At 60.4% G+C, this 17,925-nt stretch carries 18 protein-coding genes; 8 read left to right on the top strand and 10 right to left on the bottom strand.

Going from position 1 to position 17,925, the window contains the following annotated elements:
• Window positions 1-9: 9 nt before the first annotated feature.
• The 3 genes from QP922_RS07365 to QP922_RS07355 form a co-directional block, all read right to left on the bottom strand.
• Window positions 10-1,512: a serine/threonine-protein kinase gene (locus tag QP922_RS07365; RefSeq protein ID WP_284808659.1), complete on the bottom strand. Its 1,503-nt coding sequence runs from the start codon at window positions 1,510-1,512 to the stop codon at window positions 10-12.
• Between the two features lie 2 nt (window positions 1,513-1,514).
• Window positions 1,515-2,174, bottom strand: a complete 660-nt coding sequence (locus QP922_RS07360) for a hypothetical protein (RefSeq protein WP_284808658.1) — start codon at window positions 2,172-2,174, stop codon at window positions 1,515-1,517.
• Between the two features lie 104 nt (window positions 2,175-2,278).
• Window positions 2,279-2,965, bottom strand: coding sequence for a hypothetical protein (locus QP922_RS07355; protein ID WP_284808657.1), 687 nt, complete (start codon window positions 2,963-2,965; stop codon window positions 2,279-2,281).
• A 519-nt stretch (window positions 2,966-3,484) separates the two neighbouring features.
• Between QP922_RS07355 and QP922_RS07350 the strand changes: the two genes are divergently transcribed.
• On the top strand, window positions 3,485-6,265 hold the full coding sequence (locus QP922_RS07350) for an ATP-dependent Clp protease ATP-binding subunit (protein ID WP_284808656.1): 2,781 nt from the start codon (window positions 3,485-3,487) through the stop codon (window positions 6,263-6,265).
• A gap of 134 nt (window positions 6,266-6,399) precedes the next feature.
• Here QP922_RS07350 and QP922_RS07345 read toward each other — a convergent pair whose 3' ends face one another.
• From QP922_RS07345 to QP922_RS07335, 3 genes are all read right to left on the bottom strand, one after another.
• A complete protein-coding gene (locus QP922_RS07345) occupies window positions 6,400-7,290 on the bottom strand; it encodes a cation diffusion facilitator family transporter (protein WP_284808654.1) in 891 nt (296 codons plus the stop codon).
• A gap of 80 nt (window positions 7,291-7,370) precedes the next feature.
• Window positions 7,371-8,234, bottom strand: coding sequence for a hypothetical protein (locus tag QP922_RS07340; protein WP_284808653.1), 864 nt, complete (start codon window positions 8,232-8,234; stop codon window positions 7,371-7,373).
• Window positions 8,234-8,794, bottom strand: coding sequence for a hypothetical protein (locus QP922_RS07335; RefSeq protein ID WP_284808652.1), 561 nt, complete (start codon window positions 8,792-8,794; stop codon window positions 8,234-8,236). The genes QP922_RS07340 and QP922_RS07335 overlap by 1 nt, the downstream gene beginning before the upstream one ends.
• Window positions 8,795-8,927: 133 nt before the next feature.
• Here QP922_RS07335 and QP922_RS07330 point away from each other — a divergent pair, with 133 nt between their 5' ends.
• Window positions 8,928-9,761: a DUF1266 domain-containing protein gene (locus QP922_RS07330; RefSeq protein WP_284808651.1), complete on the top strand. Its 834-nt coding sequence runs from the start codon at window positions 8,928-8,930 to the stop codon at window positions 9,759-9,761.
• A 113-nt stretch (window positions 9,762-9,874) separates the two neighbouring features.
• Here the strand turns inward: QP922_RS07330 and QP922_RS07325 are convergent, their stop codons facing one another.
• Complete coding sequence (locus tag QP922_RS07325) at window positions 9,875-11,071, bottom strand: lipase family protein (protein ID WP_284808649.1); 1,197 nt, start codon at window positions 11,069-11,071, stop codon at window positions 9,875-9,877.
• 55 nt (window positions 11,072-11,126) lie between these two features.
• Here QP922_RS07325 and QP922_RS07320 point away from each other — a divergent pair, with 55 nt between their 5' ends.
• Window positions 11,127-11,297, top strand: coding sequence for a DUF4236 domain-containing protein (locus QP922_RS07320; protein WP_080975064.1), 171 nt, complete (start codon window positions 11,127-11,129; stop codon window positions 11,295-11,297).
• Entirely contained in the window at window positions 11,297-12,622 is a 1,326-nt protein-coding gene (locus tag QP922_RS07315; RefSeq protein WP_284808648.1) for a threonine/serine exporter family protein, read from the top strand. The genes QP922_RS07320 and QP922_RS07315 overlap by 1 nt, the downstream gene beginning before the upstream one ends.
• Here QP922_RS07315 and QP922_RS07310 read toward each other — a convergent pair.
• Window positions 12,579-13,439: an HhH-GPD family protein gene (locus QP922_RS07310; protein ID WP_284808647.1), complete on the bottom strand. Its 861-nt coding sequence runs from the start codon at window positions 13,437-13,439 to the stop codon at window positions 12,579-12,581. The two genes, QP922_RS07315 and QP922_RS07310, sit on opposite strands and share 44 nt — an antisense overlap.
• Before the next feature lie 41 nt (window positions 13,440-13,480).
• Here QP922_RS07310 and QP922_RS07305 point away from each other — a divergent pair, with 41 nt between their 5' ends.
• Together QP922_RS07305 and QP922_RS07300 are read left to right on the top strand one after the other, a co-directional pair.
• On the top strand, window positions 13,481-14,104 hold the full coding sequence (locus QP922_RS07305; protein ID WP_284808645.1) for a carbonic anhydrase: 624 nt from the start codon (window positions 13,481-13,483) through the stop codon (window positions 14,102-14,104).
• 91 nt (window positions 14,105-14,195) lie between these two features.
• Window positions 14,196-14,930 (top strand): hypothetical protein, encoded by a 735-nt coding sequence (locus QP922_RS07300; protein ID WP_284808643.1) that lies wholly within the window; start codon window positions 14,196-14,198, stop codon window positions 14,928-14,930.
• Window positions 14,931-14,962: 32 nt separating this feature from the next.
• Here QP922_RS07300 and radA read toward each other — a convergent pair whose 3' ends face one another.
• A complete protein-coding gene (gene radA, locus QP922_RS07295; RefSeq protein WP_284808642.1) occupies window positions 14,963-16,336 on the bottom strand; it encodes a DNA repair protein RadA in 1,374 nt (457 codons plus the stop codon).
• A gap of 215 nt (window positions 16,337-16,551) precedes the next feature.
• On the opposite strand from radA, the gene QP922_RS07290 reads away from it, so the two are divergent.
• Together QP922_RS07290 and QP922_RS07285 are read left to right on the top strand one after the other, a co-directional pair.
• Entirely contained in the window at window positions 16,552-16,758 is a 207-nt protein-coding gene (locus tag QP922_RS07290; protein WP_070670593.1) for a hypothetical protein, read from the top strand.
• A gap of 45 nt (window positions 16,759-16,803) precedes the next feature.
• Window positions 16,804-17,031: a hypothetical protein gene (locus tag QP922_RS07285; RefSeq protein WP_284808641.1), complete on the top strand. Its 228-nt coding sequence runs from the start codon at window positions 16,804-16,806 to the stop codon at window positions 17,029-17,031.
• A gap of 153 nt (window positions 17,032-17,184) precedes the next feature.
• Here QP922_RS07285 and QP922_RS07280 read toward each other — a convergent pair whose 3' ends face one another.
• Complete coding sequence (locus QP922_RS07280; RefSeq protein WP_284808640.1) at window positions 17,185-17,760, bottom strand: hypothetical protein; 576 nt, start codon at window positions 17,758-17,760, stop codon at window positions 17,185-17,187.
• Window positions 17,761-17,925 lie beyond the last annotated feature (165 nt).

Here is a 17,925-nt window from a genome sequence, read left to right as displayed (position 1 = left end):
AGCACAGCGCTAGCACACGGGTAGGTTCAGGCGGTCCTCGTCGGCGTTGGGACCTGCGAGTACGAAGGCAAAACGAGCGGATACTCCGGTGGGGTAGATTCCCCATGTGCCGGGCTGGTCGGGGATTTCCGCGGAGGTGATGGTGCAGGCATCACTACTAAGCTCCTCGACGGTGGCCGGCACGATCGCGTCGCGGTTGTCCTCGGTACCAAAGTCGGCGCCGACGAAGGTGAGGTCATCGCTTTCGCAAATGATACGGGCGCGTTGGCCTGCCTCCGGTTCCGCGGAGCGGCAGTTCATGTGCTTCCACGGCGCCCGGCCAGGGCGTTTGGGGAAGAGTAGTGGGAACTCTTGGGCGAGGGCCTTCTCCTCGGCGTCCCAGCCGGACCCACGCAGGACCAGGCCACCGGCGATACTGGTCACAAGAAGTACGCCTGCTAAAACTGCGGCGAGCAGGACGTTACGGCGACGACGCGAGCGGGCGGGCTCTGCATCATCGCTTGTTGAAGCTGTTGCGCGTGCCGGGACGGCGTTGGCGGGCGTGGCGGATGGTACTGCGCTCCGCGCGGCAGTGCGCGGGGCCTCGACAGGGCCCTCCGTTTCCGCTGCAGCGGCCAATGCCTCCATCATCTCGGTAGACGTGGCAAAGCGCTGGTGCGGATCCGGGTGAAGTGCGGTGGCGAAGAAAGCGTTGAGGGAGGGGGCCGAGGGGCCGTCGGCAAGCGCCAGGTTTTGCGGGGTCAGCTCCGGGATGACACGGCTGTGCGCCCACTGCTGTGGGCTCGTAGCGCGACGTAAATTGACCAAGGTAAGCATTTCCAGCGCGATGAGCGCCAGCGAGTAGCGATCACTGGCCGCCGTGGGCTGCGGTGGGGCCTGCGCTAGCTGGGTAGGGTAGAGCTCCGGGGCCATGTAGGCATCGGTGCCAACGCGCAGGCCCTCCCGAGTCATTCGGGTCGTGTCCTCATTGATGGCGATGCCAAAATCCGCGAGCATGACGGTGCAATCCTCGTCTCTCGCGTCATCATCCGCAATGATGTTCGCGGGTTTTACATCGCGATGAATCACCGGGGAGGGCAGCGCCGCCAAATAATCCAGTGCCTGCGCGATGGGCGTCAGCAGCTGCACGGTCTGTTCCACCGTGAACTTGGAATTCTCCAGAATCCGGCGGTTGATGTGTGCTTCCAAACTGGGACCACGCAGGAACTTCATGACGAAATACGGCACGCCGCCAGGGGTAATGTCTCCGTCATAGATGGGCACGATAGCGGGGTGATCCAGCGCTGCCACCGTGCGCATCTCCGCCATGAATCGGCTGACTTCTTCATCGTCCCCAGCCGCATGCTGGGCAATGACTTTGATGGCCACTTCGCGGTCGAGGCTTTCCTTGCGGGCAAAGACGATGATGCCCATGCCACCGGCGCCGATTTGGTGGAATTGCGAATAGCCCTTGGCAATGAGCTCAGGCTCAAGATCCAAAGGCAGACCGGAGGCGGTGGGGTGCGCGTTCATTGCTAGGCCGCCACGATGATGGGCTGACGGATGAGGAAAGGCTCATAGCCCGCCTGACGGATGGTGATCTCGGCGGTGAAGCTGCCGGGCTCCTGCAGAACCGCGGCCAAAGTACAGACGCCGAAATTACAGCTCACAGCGCTCTGCGTGGCTTCATCGAGGTGATTGTTTCCTTCGGCGTCTAACAGAGCAACGCGCCATTCGGCGTTGTTCTCCAAATCTGCTTCATCGCCGCTGAGGTTCATGGCCTGGGCATTGAGCACGAACACGCCGCCGACGGCCCACTGCAACACACCGGTGGGCGCCGAGCCGCTTACGGAGCCGTCATAGCCGGAGTTGTCCACCACCGCGCGCAGCGTTCCGAAACCGTATTCTTCCAGTTCAGAGTAATTAGCAGTGATTTCATCGACCGGTCCCGGGCCAGGGGTTTTGGTAGTGATAAGGAATGAGCCATCTTCTTGGTGCAGGTGTACTCCGGTAGGCTCTGCGCTTTCCGACGTCCCCTCCGCCACCGTCAGCGCTGCCTCCGACCGCGATGTGGTGCCATTAACCGTGAACTTCGGCGCATCCTCAGCGGTGTCTTTGTCCGTTGCACACGCCGAAAGCGTGACCAGTGCTAGACCGAGAGCGGCCAGCGTGCGCAGTGAGAACGAGGCGAGCATGAGAGTGGACAGGTCCTTGCAGAGTAAAGAAAAACAGAGTCAGACAAAGACTATCAGCACTGCGCAGAACACTAAGCGTTAATCAAGAAGAGATGACTGAATTGTTATGAAAGGTGTGCATAGTATTGAGGGTGGGCTGCGGCGAACTGCGCCAGAACGATGCGCCACGAAATCTTTTGCCCCGGCTGGAATTGGGGGACGCCGAGCTTCTGCAAGGTTTCCGCCAGAGTTTGGATCTTGCGCTCGACTTTCTTTTCCGTCCACTCCAAGGCCTCGGCGAGCTCGCGCTGGGTCCCCACGACCACGCGTGGCTCGGCCGCTGGATTATCGATGAGCGGCTGGGCCAAGGCCTTGAGCAGGAGGCACTGTTCCTCATTGGGTTCGAAGACATGGGTTGTGAATGGGCCATCGGGCGGCAGGCTCGGCTCTGGGCTGCGCAGCGGCTGCATGACGGTGAGCTCGCATTCATAGTTCATCGTGGCGGTGGAGAAATAGAGCGTTGAGGTACCGGGATGCAGCACTTCGATGCTGCCAGGGCTCAGCACTGTGCGGCCATAGCCGCAGGCAGCTGGTGGTTGGATGGTGGCGGCGATGAAGCTGCCAATGTTTTTGAGGAACCACTGCGCGCCGTTGGACCATACCTGTAGAAATGTGCGGTGCATGGCTGGGTCGTCGGCGGCTAGGAGGATGTCGCCTTGGCGGCCCAATGTGGCGGACTCGGTAACGCTCAGAAGCTGCGAGTGGCCAATAAGATCGTCGACAAGCAAGGCGCCCTGCTGCGGCTGCGACATGGTGACTAGCTCCTCCCTCAACGTGTAAACGGTGCTAACTAGGAGGTTAGTTTACTTCATGACCTGCGCTGGGAGGTTCATAGAGGGCCAGAGCACTTCGCGAATAGGGGGAGTGCGTTGAGGAGGCGGGGCGAGTGGGGTTGCAGAGAAATCAACTCGCTGACCACGAGAGTTCCTTATGAGAAGAGAGAGACTAACGGAGTGGAACCCTCGGTGTAGGGAATAAGGGGCGACGCCGTGAGTGATAAGGAAAGGAACGGGAATCGAGCTCCAAGCTCCGTTCCCCGAACCAGCACCGATTTTTCTAACAAGCTCCGTGGGCCCCAACCTAGCGGCGGGGAGATTTCCCCAGGGGCGGCAGGCGAATGGCGCGGCTATTCGGGCCTGTTCGCTACCGGCGTACAGTGCTGTGAGCTGGGGAAACGGGCGTGTGGTGGCGATGGAAAGAAAAATCGTGAATGGAGTGTCGGCCCCGCGCGTTAGAGTGGATGACACATTAACAGCGAAAGGTAAGAGGTCATGTTCGAGAGGTTTACAGACCGTGCTCGCCGCGTCATCGTTTTGGCGCAGGAAGAAGCACGCATGCTCAACCACAATTACATCGGCACCGAGCACATCCTCCTGGGTCTCATTCACGAGGGTGAAGGCGTTGCCGCCAAGGCCCTGGAATCCATGGGCATCTCGCTGGAGGACGTCCGCCGTGAGGTGGAGGAGATTATTGGTCAGGGCTCCCAGCCACACACTGGCCACATTCCGTTTACCCCGCGCGCCAAGAAGGTCCTTGAGCTTTCCCTGCGCGAGGGCCTGCAAATGGGCCACAAGTACATTGGCACCGAGTTCCTGCTCCTCGGCCTCATTCGTGAAGGCGATGGCGTGGCAGCCCAGGTGCTGACCAAGCTGGGCGCGGACTTGCCGCGCGTGCGCCAGCAGGTTATCCAGCTGCTCTCCGGTTATGAGGGCGGCGAAGGCGATGGCGGCGGCACGTCCCAGGGCGGTCCTGGTCCGGTGGGCGCTGGGGCCGGCGCTGGCCAGGGTGGTCGTGGCGGTTCCGGCGGCGCCGGTGAGCGTTCCAACTCCCTGGTGCTTGACCAGTTTGGCCGCAACCTCACCCAGGCTGCTAAGGACGGCAAGCTGGATCCCGTGGTGGGCCGTGAGTCTGAGGTGGAGCGCATCATGCAGGTGCTCTCCCGCCGTACCAAGAACAACCCGGTGCTCATCGGTGAGCCCGGTGTGGGTAAGACCGCCGTGGTCGAGGGCTTGGCCCTCGACATTGTCAACGGCAAAGTCCCGGAGACTCTCAAGGATAAGCAGCTGTACTCGCTGGACCTGGGCTCCCTGGTGGCGGGTTCCCGCTACCGCGGTGACTTTGAGGAACGCCTGAAGAAGGTCCTCAAGGAAATTAACCAGCGCGGTGACATCATCCTTTTCATCGATGAGATCCACACCCTGGTGGGCGCTGGTGCCGCCGAGGGCGCCATCGATGCTGCCTCCTTGCTGAAGCCGAAGTTGGCTCGTGGTGAGCTCCAGACCATTGGTGCAACCACCCTGGATGAGTACCGCAAGCACATTGAGAAGGACGCTGCTCTCGAGCGCCGCTTCCAGCCGGTCAAGGTCGAAGAACCGTCCCTCGATGACACCATTCTGATTCTTAAGGGCCTGCGCGATAAGTACGAGGCGCACCACCGCGTGTCCTACACCGATGAGGCCCTCAAGGCAGCGGCCTCCTTGTCAGACCGCTACATCAATGACCGCTTCCTGCCGGATAAGGCCGTTGACCTTCTCGATGAGGCCGGCGCTCGCATGCGTATCAAGCGCATGACCGCTCCGGAGGGCCTGCGTGAGGTCGATGACCGCATTGCTGAGGTCCGCAAGGAAAAGGAAGCCGCGATTGATGCGCAGGACTTCGAGAAGGCTGCAGGTCTGCGCGATCAGGAGCGCAAGCTCGGTGAAGAGCGCGCGGAGAAGGAAAAGCAGTGGCGCTCCGGTGACCTTGAGGAAATCGCCGAGGTAGGCGAGGAGCAGATTGCTGAGGTCCTCGCACACTGGACCGGCATCCCGGTTCTCAAGCTCACGGAGAAGGAATCCAACCGCCTCCTCAATATGGAGGAGGAGCTGCACAAGCGCATCATTGGTCAGGACGAGGCCGTCAAGGCTGTCTCCCGTGCCATTCGCCGTACCCGTGCAGGTCTAAAGGATCCACGTCGTCCGTCCGGTTCCTTCATCTTCGCTGGTCCGTCCGGTGTGGGTAAGACGGAGCTATCGAAGTCCCTGGCTAACTTCCTCTTCGGTTCGGATGATGACCTCATCCAGATCGATATGGGTGAGTTCCATGACCGCTTCACCGCCTCCCGTCTCTTCGGTGCTCCTCCGGGATACGTGGGCTACGAAGAAGGCGGCCAGCTGACCGAGAAGGTTCGCCGTAAGCCGTTCTCCGTCGTCCTGTTCGACGAGATTGAGAAGGCCCACAAGGAGATTTACAACACCCTCCTGCAGGTGCTTGAGGATGGCCGCCTGACCGATGGCCAGGGCCGCAACGTGGACTTCAAGAACACGGTGCTCATCTTCACCTCGAACCTGGGCACCCAGGACATCTCCAAGGCTGTGGGCTTGGGCTTCACCGGCTCTTCTGAGACCGATTCGGATGCGCAGTACGAGCGCATGAAGAATAAGGTTAACGATGAGCTGAAGAAGCACTTCCGCCCGGAGTTCCTCAACCGTATCGACGAGATTGTGGTCTTCCATCAGCTCACCCAGGAGCAGATTGTGGAGATGGTAGAGCTGCTCATTGGCCGCGTGGAAAAGCAGCTGTCCGAGCGCGATATGGGCATCGAGCTCACGCAGAAGGCCAAGGACTTGCTGGCCAAGCGTGGCTTCGACCCCGTTCTTGGCGCTCGTCCGTTGCGTCGTACCATTCAGCGTGAGATTGAGGACCAGCTCTCCGAGAAGATTCTCTTCGGTGAAATCGGTGCCGGTGAAATCATCACCGTGGACGTTGAGGGCTGGGACGGTGAGTCCAAGGACAACTCCTCGGCCACCTTCACCTTCACCCCGCGTCCGCGCCCGCTGCCGGAGGGAACTTTCGAGGACGACCTCGAAGAGACCGCCGTGCGTGAGGCTGACGAGGAGCTTGCTGCCGAGATTGATGACGATGCCAACGGTCCAATCTCGGATGGTCCGGACACCATTAGCCCGGATGTGCTTGATGAGTCCGGCAGCGATTCCGCAGCTGACTCCCACAATGACGATGGCGATGACGGCAACCCGCCGCCGGCAGGTGCCGGCGCTGGCCAGCCGTTCTAAGCGCTAACTCGGGTCGGCCCAGGACCCATAAGAAATAGCCCCGAACCGCATTCGTGTGACACCGCGTGCGGTTCGGGGCTTTCTTCGTGCGATTTTCACCGTCGGTGGGCAGGATGCTCACCGCCAGAAGGGAATCAGCACACCGTCTCGTGGGATTCGTGCTCTGGGTGCTCGATTTGGATGGTGGAGTGCTCGATACCGTGTTTGCGCAGGGTGCGCTGGACAGCATCCAACAGCGGGCCGGCGTCGACGGTGCCGTCGCGCACGATGTGCACGGTCGTGAGTACGCTCACGCCGTCCAGGCTCCATAGGTGCAGGTCGTGGATGTCGGCAACGCCTTCGACCTGCCGCAGCGCAGGCTCGATCACACTGGCGTCGAAGCCTGCCGGAACCTGCTCGAGTAGCACGCCCGCCGACAGCCGCATGAGTTGCCACGCGCGCGGCAGCACCATCGCCGCGATCACCAGGGAGGCGATCACGTCCGCCGCCGCAAAACCTGTGGTCAGCACCACGGTGCCTGCCACGATCACCGCGACCGAGCCGAGCATATCCACCAGCACGTGCAAGAACGCGCCCTCCACATTGATTGAGGATTTGCGATGCCGGTGCAGCACCCACGCCGATAGCGCATTCGCCACCAGGCCAATCACCGCAATGATCAGCATCGTTTCACCCCGTACCTCGGCAGGGCTTTGCAGTCGGCGCACTGCCTCGGCGACAATCCACACCGAGATCGCCAGCACCGTCACTGCGTTCGCCAGCGCTGCAAGTACTTCCACTCGCCGATAGCCGTACGTGGCCTGGGCTGATGCTTGCCGCCGCCCAACCAACACAGCGATTACCGCAATGATGAGCCCCGCAGCGTCGGAAAGCATGTGCATTGCATCCGCCAAAAGCGCCATCGAACCCGCCAACCAGCCGCCGATCAGCTCCGCGAAGAAGACGGTGCCGGTAATGCTGAGCGCAATCAGAAGTGCGCGCAGAGGCGTGCTGGAGTGATCATGGTCGTGGTGCTCGTGTGCCATGTACTCAGCCTATCACCACCGACGCTTATTGACAATAAAATGAAAACGGGTGATAGGGGGTAAAAGTGCGCGTTCTAGCTCTACTTGGCCACGCCGAGGTCTACCAGAGCTTTCTTTGCTACCTCAGGGTCATCATTTTTGATCATGTACTCAACGATTCCCTTATCCTCTGGGAGGATTTCCTGAACCGTGATGAGGGATTCCACTCGCTGTGCCTTGAATGTGGAGCCGCGCGTTGATTCTGCTGGAATCTCAACGGCATCCAAGACGGGCTTGCCGTCACGAACGGCGGCGGTGGCAGCAGGATCTTCGGTGAAAACTACGTAGCCAACGTCAGGTGCCTTCGTAGTATCTACGGAACAGTTCGTGCCCATTGCTTCTGGGGCAGGGGAGTCATCCGCGCCGTAGTAGCTGAACACCACTTCATAATCCGTGCAAGCTTCCACGAAGTCAGCAATCGGCTCAGGTGCTTGGTCTGCAGGGCTGAGGCCGCTATGAGCGTCATTAGTAGTATCCCCACCGGTCGCACCGGTCGAGCCACTGTCGGTAGCGCCGGAATCGACAGGTGCTTCAGCGGCCGGTTGTTCAGGAGCAGCCGAATCCTCTGATTTATCACCAAAGAGCGCGTCTTTAAGTGCAACGTAGCCAATCGCCACCACCACGATGACCGCGATTATTAGTGGGAGGAGCAACAGCTGCTTTTTAACGCTGAGGCCTTGTTTCGTGCCATTGGTGTGGGCACCTGTCGCGCCCGCGTTGGGGTTCGACGAGGGGGAGGCGGTGCCCGATGCATTCTGCGAAGACGTGCCTGCGTCTAGTAGTGAGCCATGCTTGATGTAATGGCGATAGGCACCTTCCGCAATTGGCAGGTTTCGTTCAATATGTGATGTGTCTTCTGCCCCATTAAAGCGTTCGGGTGAACCCGGGTATGCAAGTCGGCTCATTATTCAGTCCACCACCGTGAATCAATGTCGGAATACAGGGAGCGCATCGACTCAACGTGCTCTTCCAAGCTGTTGCGATTGAGTCGGTGCTTGTTTTCTTTCCACCGCTTAAAAAGCTCTGTCGCCGAGACCGCACGCGAGGCTTCGGTCCGTGCCTCTCTGCCTGCGGTCAGGGCCCACTGGGCAGCAAACTGCACACGTTCCGCAGCCTTTTCTGTGAAACCGGCCCACACTTTGTACGTGCTGTAGAGCTGGGCCACGACAGCCCAGCCGCCCTTGTAAGGCAAAACGATGACGTTGGCGAGGTTGTCGAGCTCGAGATACTCAAACTGAGACGGATCCTTCTTGTTTCCGGTCACGAGGATCCTGCGGTTGGTGATAAACGCGGCGCCATCCACCCCACTGGCTTTCGTAGCGGCTGCTTCCAGCACGATCTCGTCGACACTGAGGCCTTTTACAACGGCCGCGGCGGCAGCATGCAAGATCTCGGAATCACCAGCACGTTTAAGTGCGGCACCGAGATCTGGCCGGTCTGTCAATGCATTCTGGGGTCCTGTCATGCACACGAGACTAACAACACATCAAAAATTGTGACTGGGATGCAACACTATGGCGTACATCACCCCCCCAGCATAGGGGTGATGGATGGGGCGCTACGGATCCACGTTAGGAACCTCGGTATTTTGTGAGGGTATGAGTCCTACGTTCACGCCAGCAAAGTTTGATGATTCTTCGCTCTACCGATTTGCCAAGTTCCCGTGGTCGGAACCGGCGCCGAGCAGAGACGAGGTACGTCGTCACTCCTGGGGAATGCTTTACAAGAGCAACAAGGCGTTTGCGTCTCCGCTAGGGGGTGAAGACATTAACGGACGGTCAGCCAAGCAGTACAAAGCATTTCTCGAGCAAAGCTACGGCGTCACCGGTGCCCAGGAAGCGCATCAGGCTATTGATGCTCTGCTCGAGGGCGACCAGCACCTGGAAAATGACCTGCTGTTACCTCTTGCCTACGCGGTGAAGGACATCCCAGAGCATGAGCTCGAGGCGGAAGTGGAGGAAAGGGTCGAGTTTCTCAAAGACTTCTTTGTTGCCCAAGGCGTGGATCCGCGTCGTGCGGAATATAAGTTTCGTTACCTCGTACGGATGTTGCGCTCGGAGAACTTTGTCAAAGCAGCGGTCCCGGCGTTGCCCACCACTACTCGCGCATGGGACATAATCCGAGTTCATAACGTCGGCGGTCCAGCAACGGAGCTGGGATGGATTTCACCAGAAGAGTTCCTTGAGATTTCAGATAAGGCCGTGGCGGCGCTGCAACGCTACTTCGTGTCGTGGGCTGACGTAGCCGCAAGCTACTGGTGGGGCCGAATGATCTGGGCAAGCGACGGTGAGCCCGACGTTGTCGCAGCGATGAAGGACCAATCGCAACGTCTCACCGAGTTACTTGCTCATAGTGATTCCCCTTGGGTGCGCGTGCCCTTGCATGACATCGTGGCTGAAGAGCCATTCTCATCCTTGGACAGCCTGCACTAGCCAACTGCTGTCGTTGTTCGAGCCGCTTTCGGAAGCTGCGGGAGAGTGGCGCGAGTGGGCATTCACGTTGTGAAACCTGATGTGATTGAAATGTACTACTAAAGAACTCGGACTTAGGAAGCCTGGCAATTAGTTGGCGCAGGGACGTCCTTAAAGCGGTCGATGAGGTAGTTGGTGCCGCGGAGAATCGCGCGGACGGTCGGGGCTGCATGGTTGGTGCCGGAGCCGGGACGGATGTTGACGGCTCGGGCGTCTTCAAACTGGACGGTGCCGCCGGCTGCACAGAAGTCACGGGCCATGGTGCGCGCCTGCTGGTAAGGGATGATGTCATCGGTGGGGGAATTCATCACCAGCATCGGGGCGTTAAGTGCGTGTTGGCCCAGACGCTGCTCGTGCAGCATGCGGGAGGCTACCGGCTTGCGGCGCAGAAGCTCGGCAAAGGATTCACCGCTGTTCGTCAACTCCTTTGTCCGCACATTTCCCCACGTAGACATGGATTCCCGTAGGCAGAACGTGCTGGCGTCGGTGAGGAATTCACGGCCGCGTGGGTTCAGCTCATCGACGATTTCGTGGGAGAACTCGGGGCTGCGCTCGGCAAAACCGTTGATGGCATAGCCCAGAACATGGACGAGGGCGGAGCCGTCGACTGCATTCATTACCTCAAAGAGATCTGCCGGAGGGGCACCAGCAAACGTTCCTTTGACGTTGAGTTCCGGGGCATAGGTGGCGGCGTATTCGCCCGCGGCAGCAGCGGCGCCGCCGCCTTGGGAATAGCCGGCGAAGCCCACTGGCGCGTGTGCAGGGGCGCCGGCGAGCTTGAGGGCGGCCCGGGCAGCGTCGATAACTGCGTGGGCCTCCTCGATATTGTTGACGTACGTATGGTGGCCCGGTGTGCCGAGGCCAATGTAGTCCGTGACTGCGACGCGCACGCCCTGCGCTACAGCGTATTCGTACATACGGATCGACGCTGCATCATAGCGCTGGTCAACGGGGTTATCGGTGGGAGCGACGAGCGCGCGTGATGGCGCACACTGGTCGCCAGCGCCGCGCGTACCCGGAGCGTAGACAATGGTCGGCCGCTCACCAGGCCCGTTCCACGGGACCTTGGGTTCAAAGACCATGCCGGTGACGGTCGTAGGCGCACCATTCATGAGCGTGGAGGAGTAGGAGAACGTCGTTATGGCGACGTTGGATCTATCCGTCGTCGTGGCGGACTGCACGCTACCGGGAGGCGCCGCCTGGGCCACGGGGGCGGCAATAGTGAAGGCCGCAGTAGTTGCCAGCGCAACAATCAGGGACTTGATTCGCACAAGGCTAAGGCTAGCCCAGTACACCCCGGTGCGCATCCGCGCTAAGCTTACTCGCATGGGCATTTACTACCGTAAGCGTAAAAAGACCGGTAAGAACAGCTGGATTAACCTCTCCGGCTCCGGTGCGTCGATGTCGACGAAGGTCGGCCCCGTGACCTTTAATTCCCGCGGTGGTATGTGGGTTAATCTGCCTGGTGGTCTGAACTTCCGGGGGCGCTGGCGCTAATGAGTTCTCACCCCAGTGCCGATTACGTCCGGATGGGGTACGAGGCTGATGTGGTGCTGCGCCTCGGCATGATGCTGATGGGTGCGGGCACCTCGGGCTACCGTGTGTTGCGCGGCATGAAACGTGCAGCACGTGCGCTGGGCTTTGATGGGCTTGACGCCAATGTCGGGGTTACCCAAATTACCTGTACTTTCCATCGTGCTGGCGAGTTTCGGACCGTGGTGGCCCAGCAGCATTCACCGGCCGTCGACGCCTCTCGCATCGAAGCACTCGAGGACCTTACCCATAATCACCTGTATGCGGGGATTACCGCAGAGGAACTCGGCTCGAAGCTGGACGACATCGAAGCTCACGTCATTAAACGCTGGAATCGCTGGCTTTTAGCCAGCGCAGCAGCTATCGCGTGTGCTTCTTTCGCAGTACTCAATTACTTCACCGTGTATGCAGTTCTACTCGTGGCCCTTGCCGCTTTCTTCGGTCAGCTCACCCGCGCTACCTTGCACAGCAAACACGTGCACCAGCTGGGCTGCATCGTGGCGGGCGGAACCGTGGCCAGTCTGCTGTACTTCTTCACCACGGAAGCATTAGCAGCCACAGGAATTGCGGAGTCCGCCGAGTTTTCTTCCGGATACGTTGCCGCGGTGCTCTTTTTGATTCCCGGTTTCCCATTGTTCTCTGCGCTCATTGACTTAGCCCGCTTTGATTTCGAAGCTGGCTTTTCGCGCTTGCTTTATGCCTTGACCGTCATTACTGCGGCAACCTTTACGGTGGCGCTGGTTAGCTGGACCACGGCACTGAGTCCAGAGCCAGCGGTTCCTGACCTGCACGCCGGGTGGTATGCCGCTGCCGCGGTTGCTAGCTTCTTAGGGATTTCTGGATTCGCGTTCCTGTTTAATTCTTCGCGGCGAATGGTCTTGGTGGCAGCCTCAGTGGGAACGGTGGCCAATGTGGTGCGTTTGTTGCTTATTGCCGCGGGTGCAACCAGCTACGTGGGCGCTTTTATTGGCGGGCTGATCGTGGGACTTTTGGGCGCGGTGGCCTCGAGGACGGCTCGGTTGCCGCGCATCACCACGACGGTCCCAGCTTCGGTGATCTTGATTCCCGGTACGGCCATGTTCCGCACGGTGTATCACATCAACGTCGGCAACATGGACCAAGCGGTCAGTAATTTTGCCACCGCCTCCATGGCAGTCACGGCCATCGGCTGCGGCCTTGTGCTGGCCCGAATGCTCACTGACCGCAATTGGACTATGGGAAACCTCATTGATTTCTCCCACGTGCCTAGTGCGGCAGATGGAACAACCCCTCCTCGTTCTGCTCCATAAGGCCATCGTCGAGCAGTGAAGCGAGTGCGCGAGCGCGCTGCGGAGCGTCTTCCCACACAGCATCCAGTTCGGACTGGGCAACGGGGTGGGGTGAGGCGCGGAGGACGTCGAGAAGCAGCCCACGTACTTGGCGGTCCGTGCCGGTGAACTTCTGCACGCGCTTCTTCGCCCGCGCAGTTTCCTCCGCACTAGGCTCCGGACATCCGGCCAACTGCCAGGCACACGTGGTTTTAATGGGGCAGGCCGCGCAGTCCGGATTCTTCGCCGTGCATACGAGCGCTCCCAGTTCCATCAGTGCCGCCGAAAAACGCGGCCCATTTACCTCCGGAAGAAGTGCGTCAACCTGCGCTAATTCCCGCTTCGACGGCGTTGGCGCCAGGAACCGGCCTTCCTCAGCGCGGGCATAGACGCGGCGCACATTGGTGTCGACCACCGGCACGTTGTGCCCAAAATGAAACGCCGCCACCGCCCGCGCGGTGTACTCACCGATGCCAGGCAGGGCCAAGAGCTTATCGACGTCCCCCGGAACCGCACCTTCCCCAATCTCCTTCGCGCACTCCCACAACCGCAACGCGCGCCGTGGATAGCCGAGCTTGCCCCAGGCACGCAGCACATCGGCTTTTGAGGCCGCCGCAAGATCCTGGGGCGTGGGCCAGCGCTGCATCCACTCTTCCCACTGCGGGGCCACGCGCGCGACGGGAGTCTGCTGACTCATGACCTCGCTGAGCAGCACACCCCACGCCGAGGTCCCCGGGGCACGCCAGGGCAACGGGCGCTCGTTAACGTCGAACCACTCCATGACAGCTTGGGTATCCATAAGCACCTCAGTGTAGGGGCGGTGGGACTAGAGTGTGAATCATGCCTCTAGTACATGTACCGCACCGTCCGCAGGAAGTTTGGGAAGCCCTTCAGGCCGGTAACCGTCGCCTCGTGAGCGGAAACCTCATTGCCGTCAACCAAGACGCCAAGCTGCGCGCCGGGCTGACCCAGGGCCAAGACCCGCGCGTTATTGTGCTGGCCTGCTCGGATTCCCGCGCGCCGATTGAGCACGTGTTCAACATTGGTTTCGGTGATGCCTTCGTCATCCGTACAGCGGGACACATCCTGGACAGCGCGGTGATGGCGTCGCTGGACTATGCCCTAGAGAATCTCAACGCTAACCTGCTCGTTGTCATGGGACACCAGTCCTGTGGCGCAGTGAGCGCGGCTTCTGAGTTCCTTGAGGGCGGCGAGCTTCCGACGGGGCTGCAACGCCCCATCATTGAGCAGGTCGCGGTGGCGTCGATGGTGGCCAAGCGCGATGGCCGCGAGGACCGCGCTGATTTTGAGCGCGAGAACACCGCGCAGACGGTTTCGCAGATCATTTCGGACATCCCGGCAGCACGCGCGCTTCTCGACGCTGGAACGCTCGGCATCGTCGGCCTGCGCTACCTCCTTGAGGACTCCAGCGTGGAGACCGTTGTTCTCCATGGCGTGAAGTAGCGTGAAAACTATGCCGCGTGGTGGGGAAATAACAAGACACGCGGCCTAACGCTGGCCCGGGTTGGTGCTCAGTCCCCTTAAACTAAACGTTGTGACTGAGCCAACCCGTACCCCGAAGCCGCTGCCGCGCGAGATTTATGTTCGCCGCCGCCTTGCCGCGCTTGTGGCGATTCTGGTGCTCGTGGTGATCCTCATTTGGGCAGCCACTGCGCTTTTCGGTGGGTCATCTGAGGATAAGGAGTCGCAGCCGGCAGCGGCATCCAGCAGCTTGGTTCAGCCATCGGAGCAGCCGACTACCTCGCAGCCAGAGGAGACTGAGTCTGAGGCCCCAGCATCCGAATCCGACGAGGAGCAGCCATCGGAAGAAGGCGCAGAGGATGCCGAGAAGAGCGAAGAATCCCAGCCCACCGAGCTGGCCGTAGATCCCTCGAAAACGGAATGCTCCCTGGAGGACCTTAAGGTCATGGCCAAGACCAATGAGGACAGCGTTCCGGGCGGTAAGATGCCGACCTTCTACATGGAAGTCTTCAACCCCACCACGAAGGATTGTTCCATCGACTTGGACGAGCAGCAGCTGCGCTTTGAGGTCTACAAGATGGGCTCCAACGAGCGCGTGTGGTCTGATACCGATTGCTATGCCTCCGTGGAGACCGGCAAGCAGACCTTTAAGTCTGGCGAGACCCGCTTCTTCCAAGCCGACTGGTCCCGCAAGCGCTCTGAGCCGGGTCAGTGCACTGACCGCCCAGAGGCCGATTCCGGTGCATACTTCCTGCACACCGTCATCGGCGACAACTACTCGGCAGCCTTGCCCTTCAACCTGCTCTAAACGCTAGCTTTCGTGGCAGTACTAGGGCAGTGCTAGCTCAGCGCAGAAATTGCCTCACTCAACGTGGATGCTTGATGCACGCGAATGCCGGTGACCTCCACCTCGCCCGGCGGCACGATGGCCTGGCGGTAGCCCAAGCGCGCCGCCTCGGCCAGTCGCCGATCCAGGTTGGGCACGCGGCGTACCTCGCCGGCTAGGCCGACTTCCCCAATAACCACGGTCTTCGGTGGCAGCGGCCGCTCATGGAGTGAGGACCACGTGGCTAGGGCTACCGCGAGGTCGGTTGCCGGTTCCTGAATCTTCATGCCACCCACGGTGGCGACGTAGGCGTCTTTGTCGTTCGTGCGCTCACCCGCCCGAGCCTGCAAGACAGCAAGCACCATGGGGACGCGGTTGGCATCCAAACCTGTCACGACGCGGCGAGGATTCTTGGCCACCGGATCAACCGTGAGCGCTTGTACCTCCGCGAGAATGGGGCGCACACCATCCATGGCCACTGTGACCGCGGAGCCGTCCGGTGTGCTGCCGCGGTGGGAAAGGAACAACCCGGACGGATCCGCAACCTCGCGGATGCCGGCGGCGGTTTGCTCAAAGCAGCCCATCTCATCGGTAGCGCCGAAGCGGTTCTTGAGCCCGCGCAACAGCCGCAGGGAGGACTGGCGGTCACCTTCAAAGTTCAACACCACATCGACGAGGTGCTCCAGCACGCGCGGACCGGCCACGTTGCCATCCTTGGTGACGTGACCAACGAGAAGGATCGGGATTCCCGTGGTCTTAGCCAATGTGGTCAACGCAGCTGTGACCGCGCGGGATTGCGCCACACCTCCCGCCACGCCTTCGACGCCCGCTGCATGCATGGTCTGCACCGAGTCCACAATGATGAGACTGGGCTTGAGCTGTTCGACGTGTCCGAAGACAACATCCAAATTCGACTCGGCAGCCAGATAGAGTGTCTCGTGCAATGCACCGGTGCGCTCGGCGCGGGCACGGACCTGCCCGGCAGATTCTTCTGCAGTGGCGTACAACGCCGTGCGGCCCAGTTGCGCCCAGCGCGACGCGACCTCAAGAAGCAGCGTGGATTTGCCCACCCCCGGCTCGCCTGCCATGAGCACGACGGAGCCGGGCACGATACCGCGACCAAGGACGCGGTCGAGCTCCCCAATCCCGGTGTTAAGTGCCTTGGTCTGCGCCGCCCCCACCTTGGTGATGGGGACAGCCGGGCTCGTTGGCGTGAGGCCCGTCGGCCGACGTCCACTCATCGCTGCCTGCGCGGCACTGCTTTCCTGCGCGGCAGCAGTTTCCTGCAGCGTTCCCCACGACCCGCACTCAGGGCAGCGGCCCAACCACTTGGGGGAGACGAAGCCACACTCGGTGCACGTGTGAACGGGACGAACCTTTTTAGCCATGCCTCTTACTGTAGTAAGCGGCCCGGACATCGAGGATTCTGTTTACTCATCATCAAGAAATCTTTATTACCCCCATATGGAAATATTCCCCACGAACCTAGGCATCATCATCACTAAGGCCCTACAGTGTTAGTCAGGTTACGGGCAAAACTTTAATAAGTGATGCGTGAAACCGTCCCCCCATGCACAACTCTCACAACCCCTAAGGTGATTTTATGAAGATCCGTCGTACCCTCGTCGCCGCCGGTGCTGCTGTTGCTATCGCCCTGGCTGGTACCCCTGCTGCCTCCGCCGCTCAGGCACCGCAGCCGCTCGCAGATGTCCTGACGCAGATTACCAACGTTGCTGGCTATGATGCTCAGAACGTCATCCTCGTACCGGCAGCCCTGTCCTCCTTGGGCTTCATTTTGAACGTTCTGTAATAACCCCGTAACTATCCCCCTCAAAGAATCATTCAAGGAGACACAATGAAGAAGATCCGCCGTTCCCTCGCTGCAATCGCTGCTGCATCCGCCGTCGCTGTGGCTGGCACCCCGGCCGCTTCCGCTGCTTCCTACCCGGAGCCACTGAACCAGGTCATGGACACGATGATTAAGTACGGTGGCCCGCAGGCACCGAACCTCTTGCTCGTTCCGGCTACTCTGTCCGCACTTGGCTGGGCCCAGTCAATCCTCGCTAGCTCCTCCATGCGCTAGAAGCTTGTAGAACCCTCCACTCTGTCGCCGCCGTGCACTTTCTGTGTACGGCGGCGTTGGTGCGTTTAAGGAAGGGGAAAGTCCGAAAATGCGAAACCGCCCTAGCTGCACTCTGTGCTAGCTAGGGCGGCGTGAAGCCTCGTGGGAGAAGCTTTACTTAGCCTCGGTGTAGCCCTCTTCGGACTCCGGGTCGCGGTCAAACTTGCCCGCCTCCAGCGGGGAGGCGGACACGGTGGCGTCGACCTCAATGGTGCCGGTGTTGAAGGTGAAGGTCACCGGGCGGGAGCCGCCGAAGGCGAAGCCATCGTTCTCCAGGGAGGTGGTCACGTAGGTGACGTTGTTGTCCTTCTCATCCTTCGGAAGGTTCTCCAGATTGGTGGCGGAATCGCCGTACAGTGCCTGATCGCGGGCAATCGGGGTAGCACCCTCGATGGCGACATCTTGGCCATCAACGCTGATGGATTCCAAGGTGACCTCATCGACCTTGTAGCCCTGGTTCACGGCGATGAACTTCAGGGAGGTTTCACCGGAGTCCGGCTCAACCTGAATGGTGACGTCACGTACGGACACCTTGCCATCTTCGGTGCTGGCGGCTGCGCCATCGACAGCTGCCACCTTCTCCGCGGTCTGCGCAACATGACCGGCCGAGCAGGAAGCCAGCGCCAGCGCGGAAAGGGCGGTAACTGACATGATGGCACCGCAGCGAGCGGCGGACTTCAGGGACTGCACTGTGAGTGTCCTCCATAGAATTGCGATCACAAAGCTTATCAACGCTTTAGCCTAGTCCCTCTCCGCGAAAAGCACACAGTTTCCGGCAAACCCCTTGGGTAAACCGGGGGTAGCCATGCTTCACCGCATACACGTCGTGGTGTATAGCCTCCCCGCGATGCCTCA

Source organism: Corynebacterium sp. MSK218, assembly GCF_030232655.1.
In the GTDB taxonomy this organism is placed as follows: Bacteria; Actinomycetota; Actinomycetes; order Mycobacteriales; family Mycobacteriaceae; genus Corynebacterium.
This window is presented reverse-complemented; position numbering and strand designations above follow the sequence as displayed.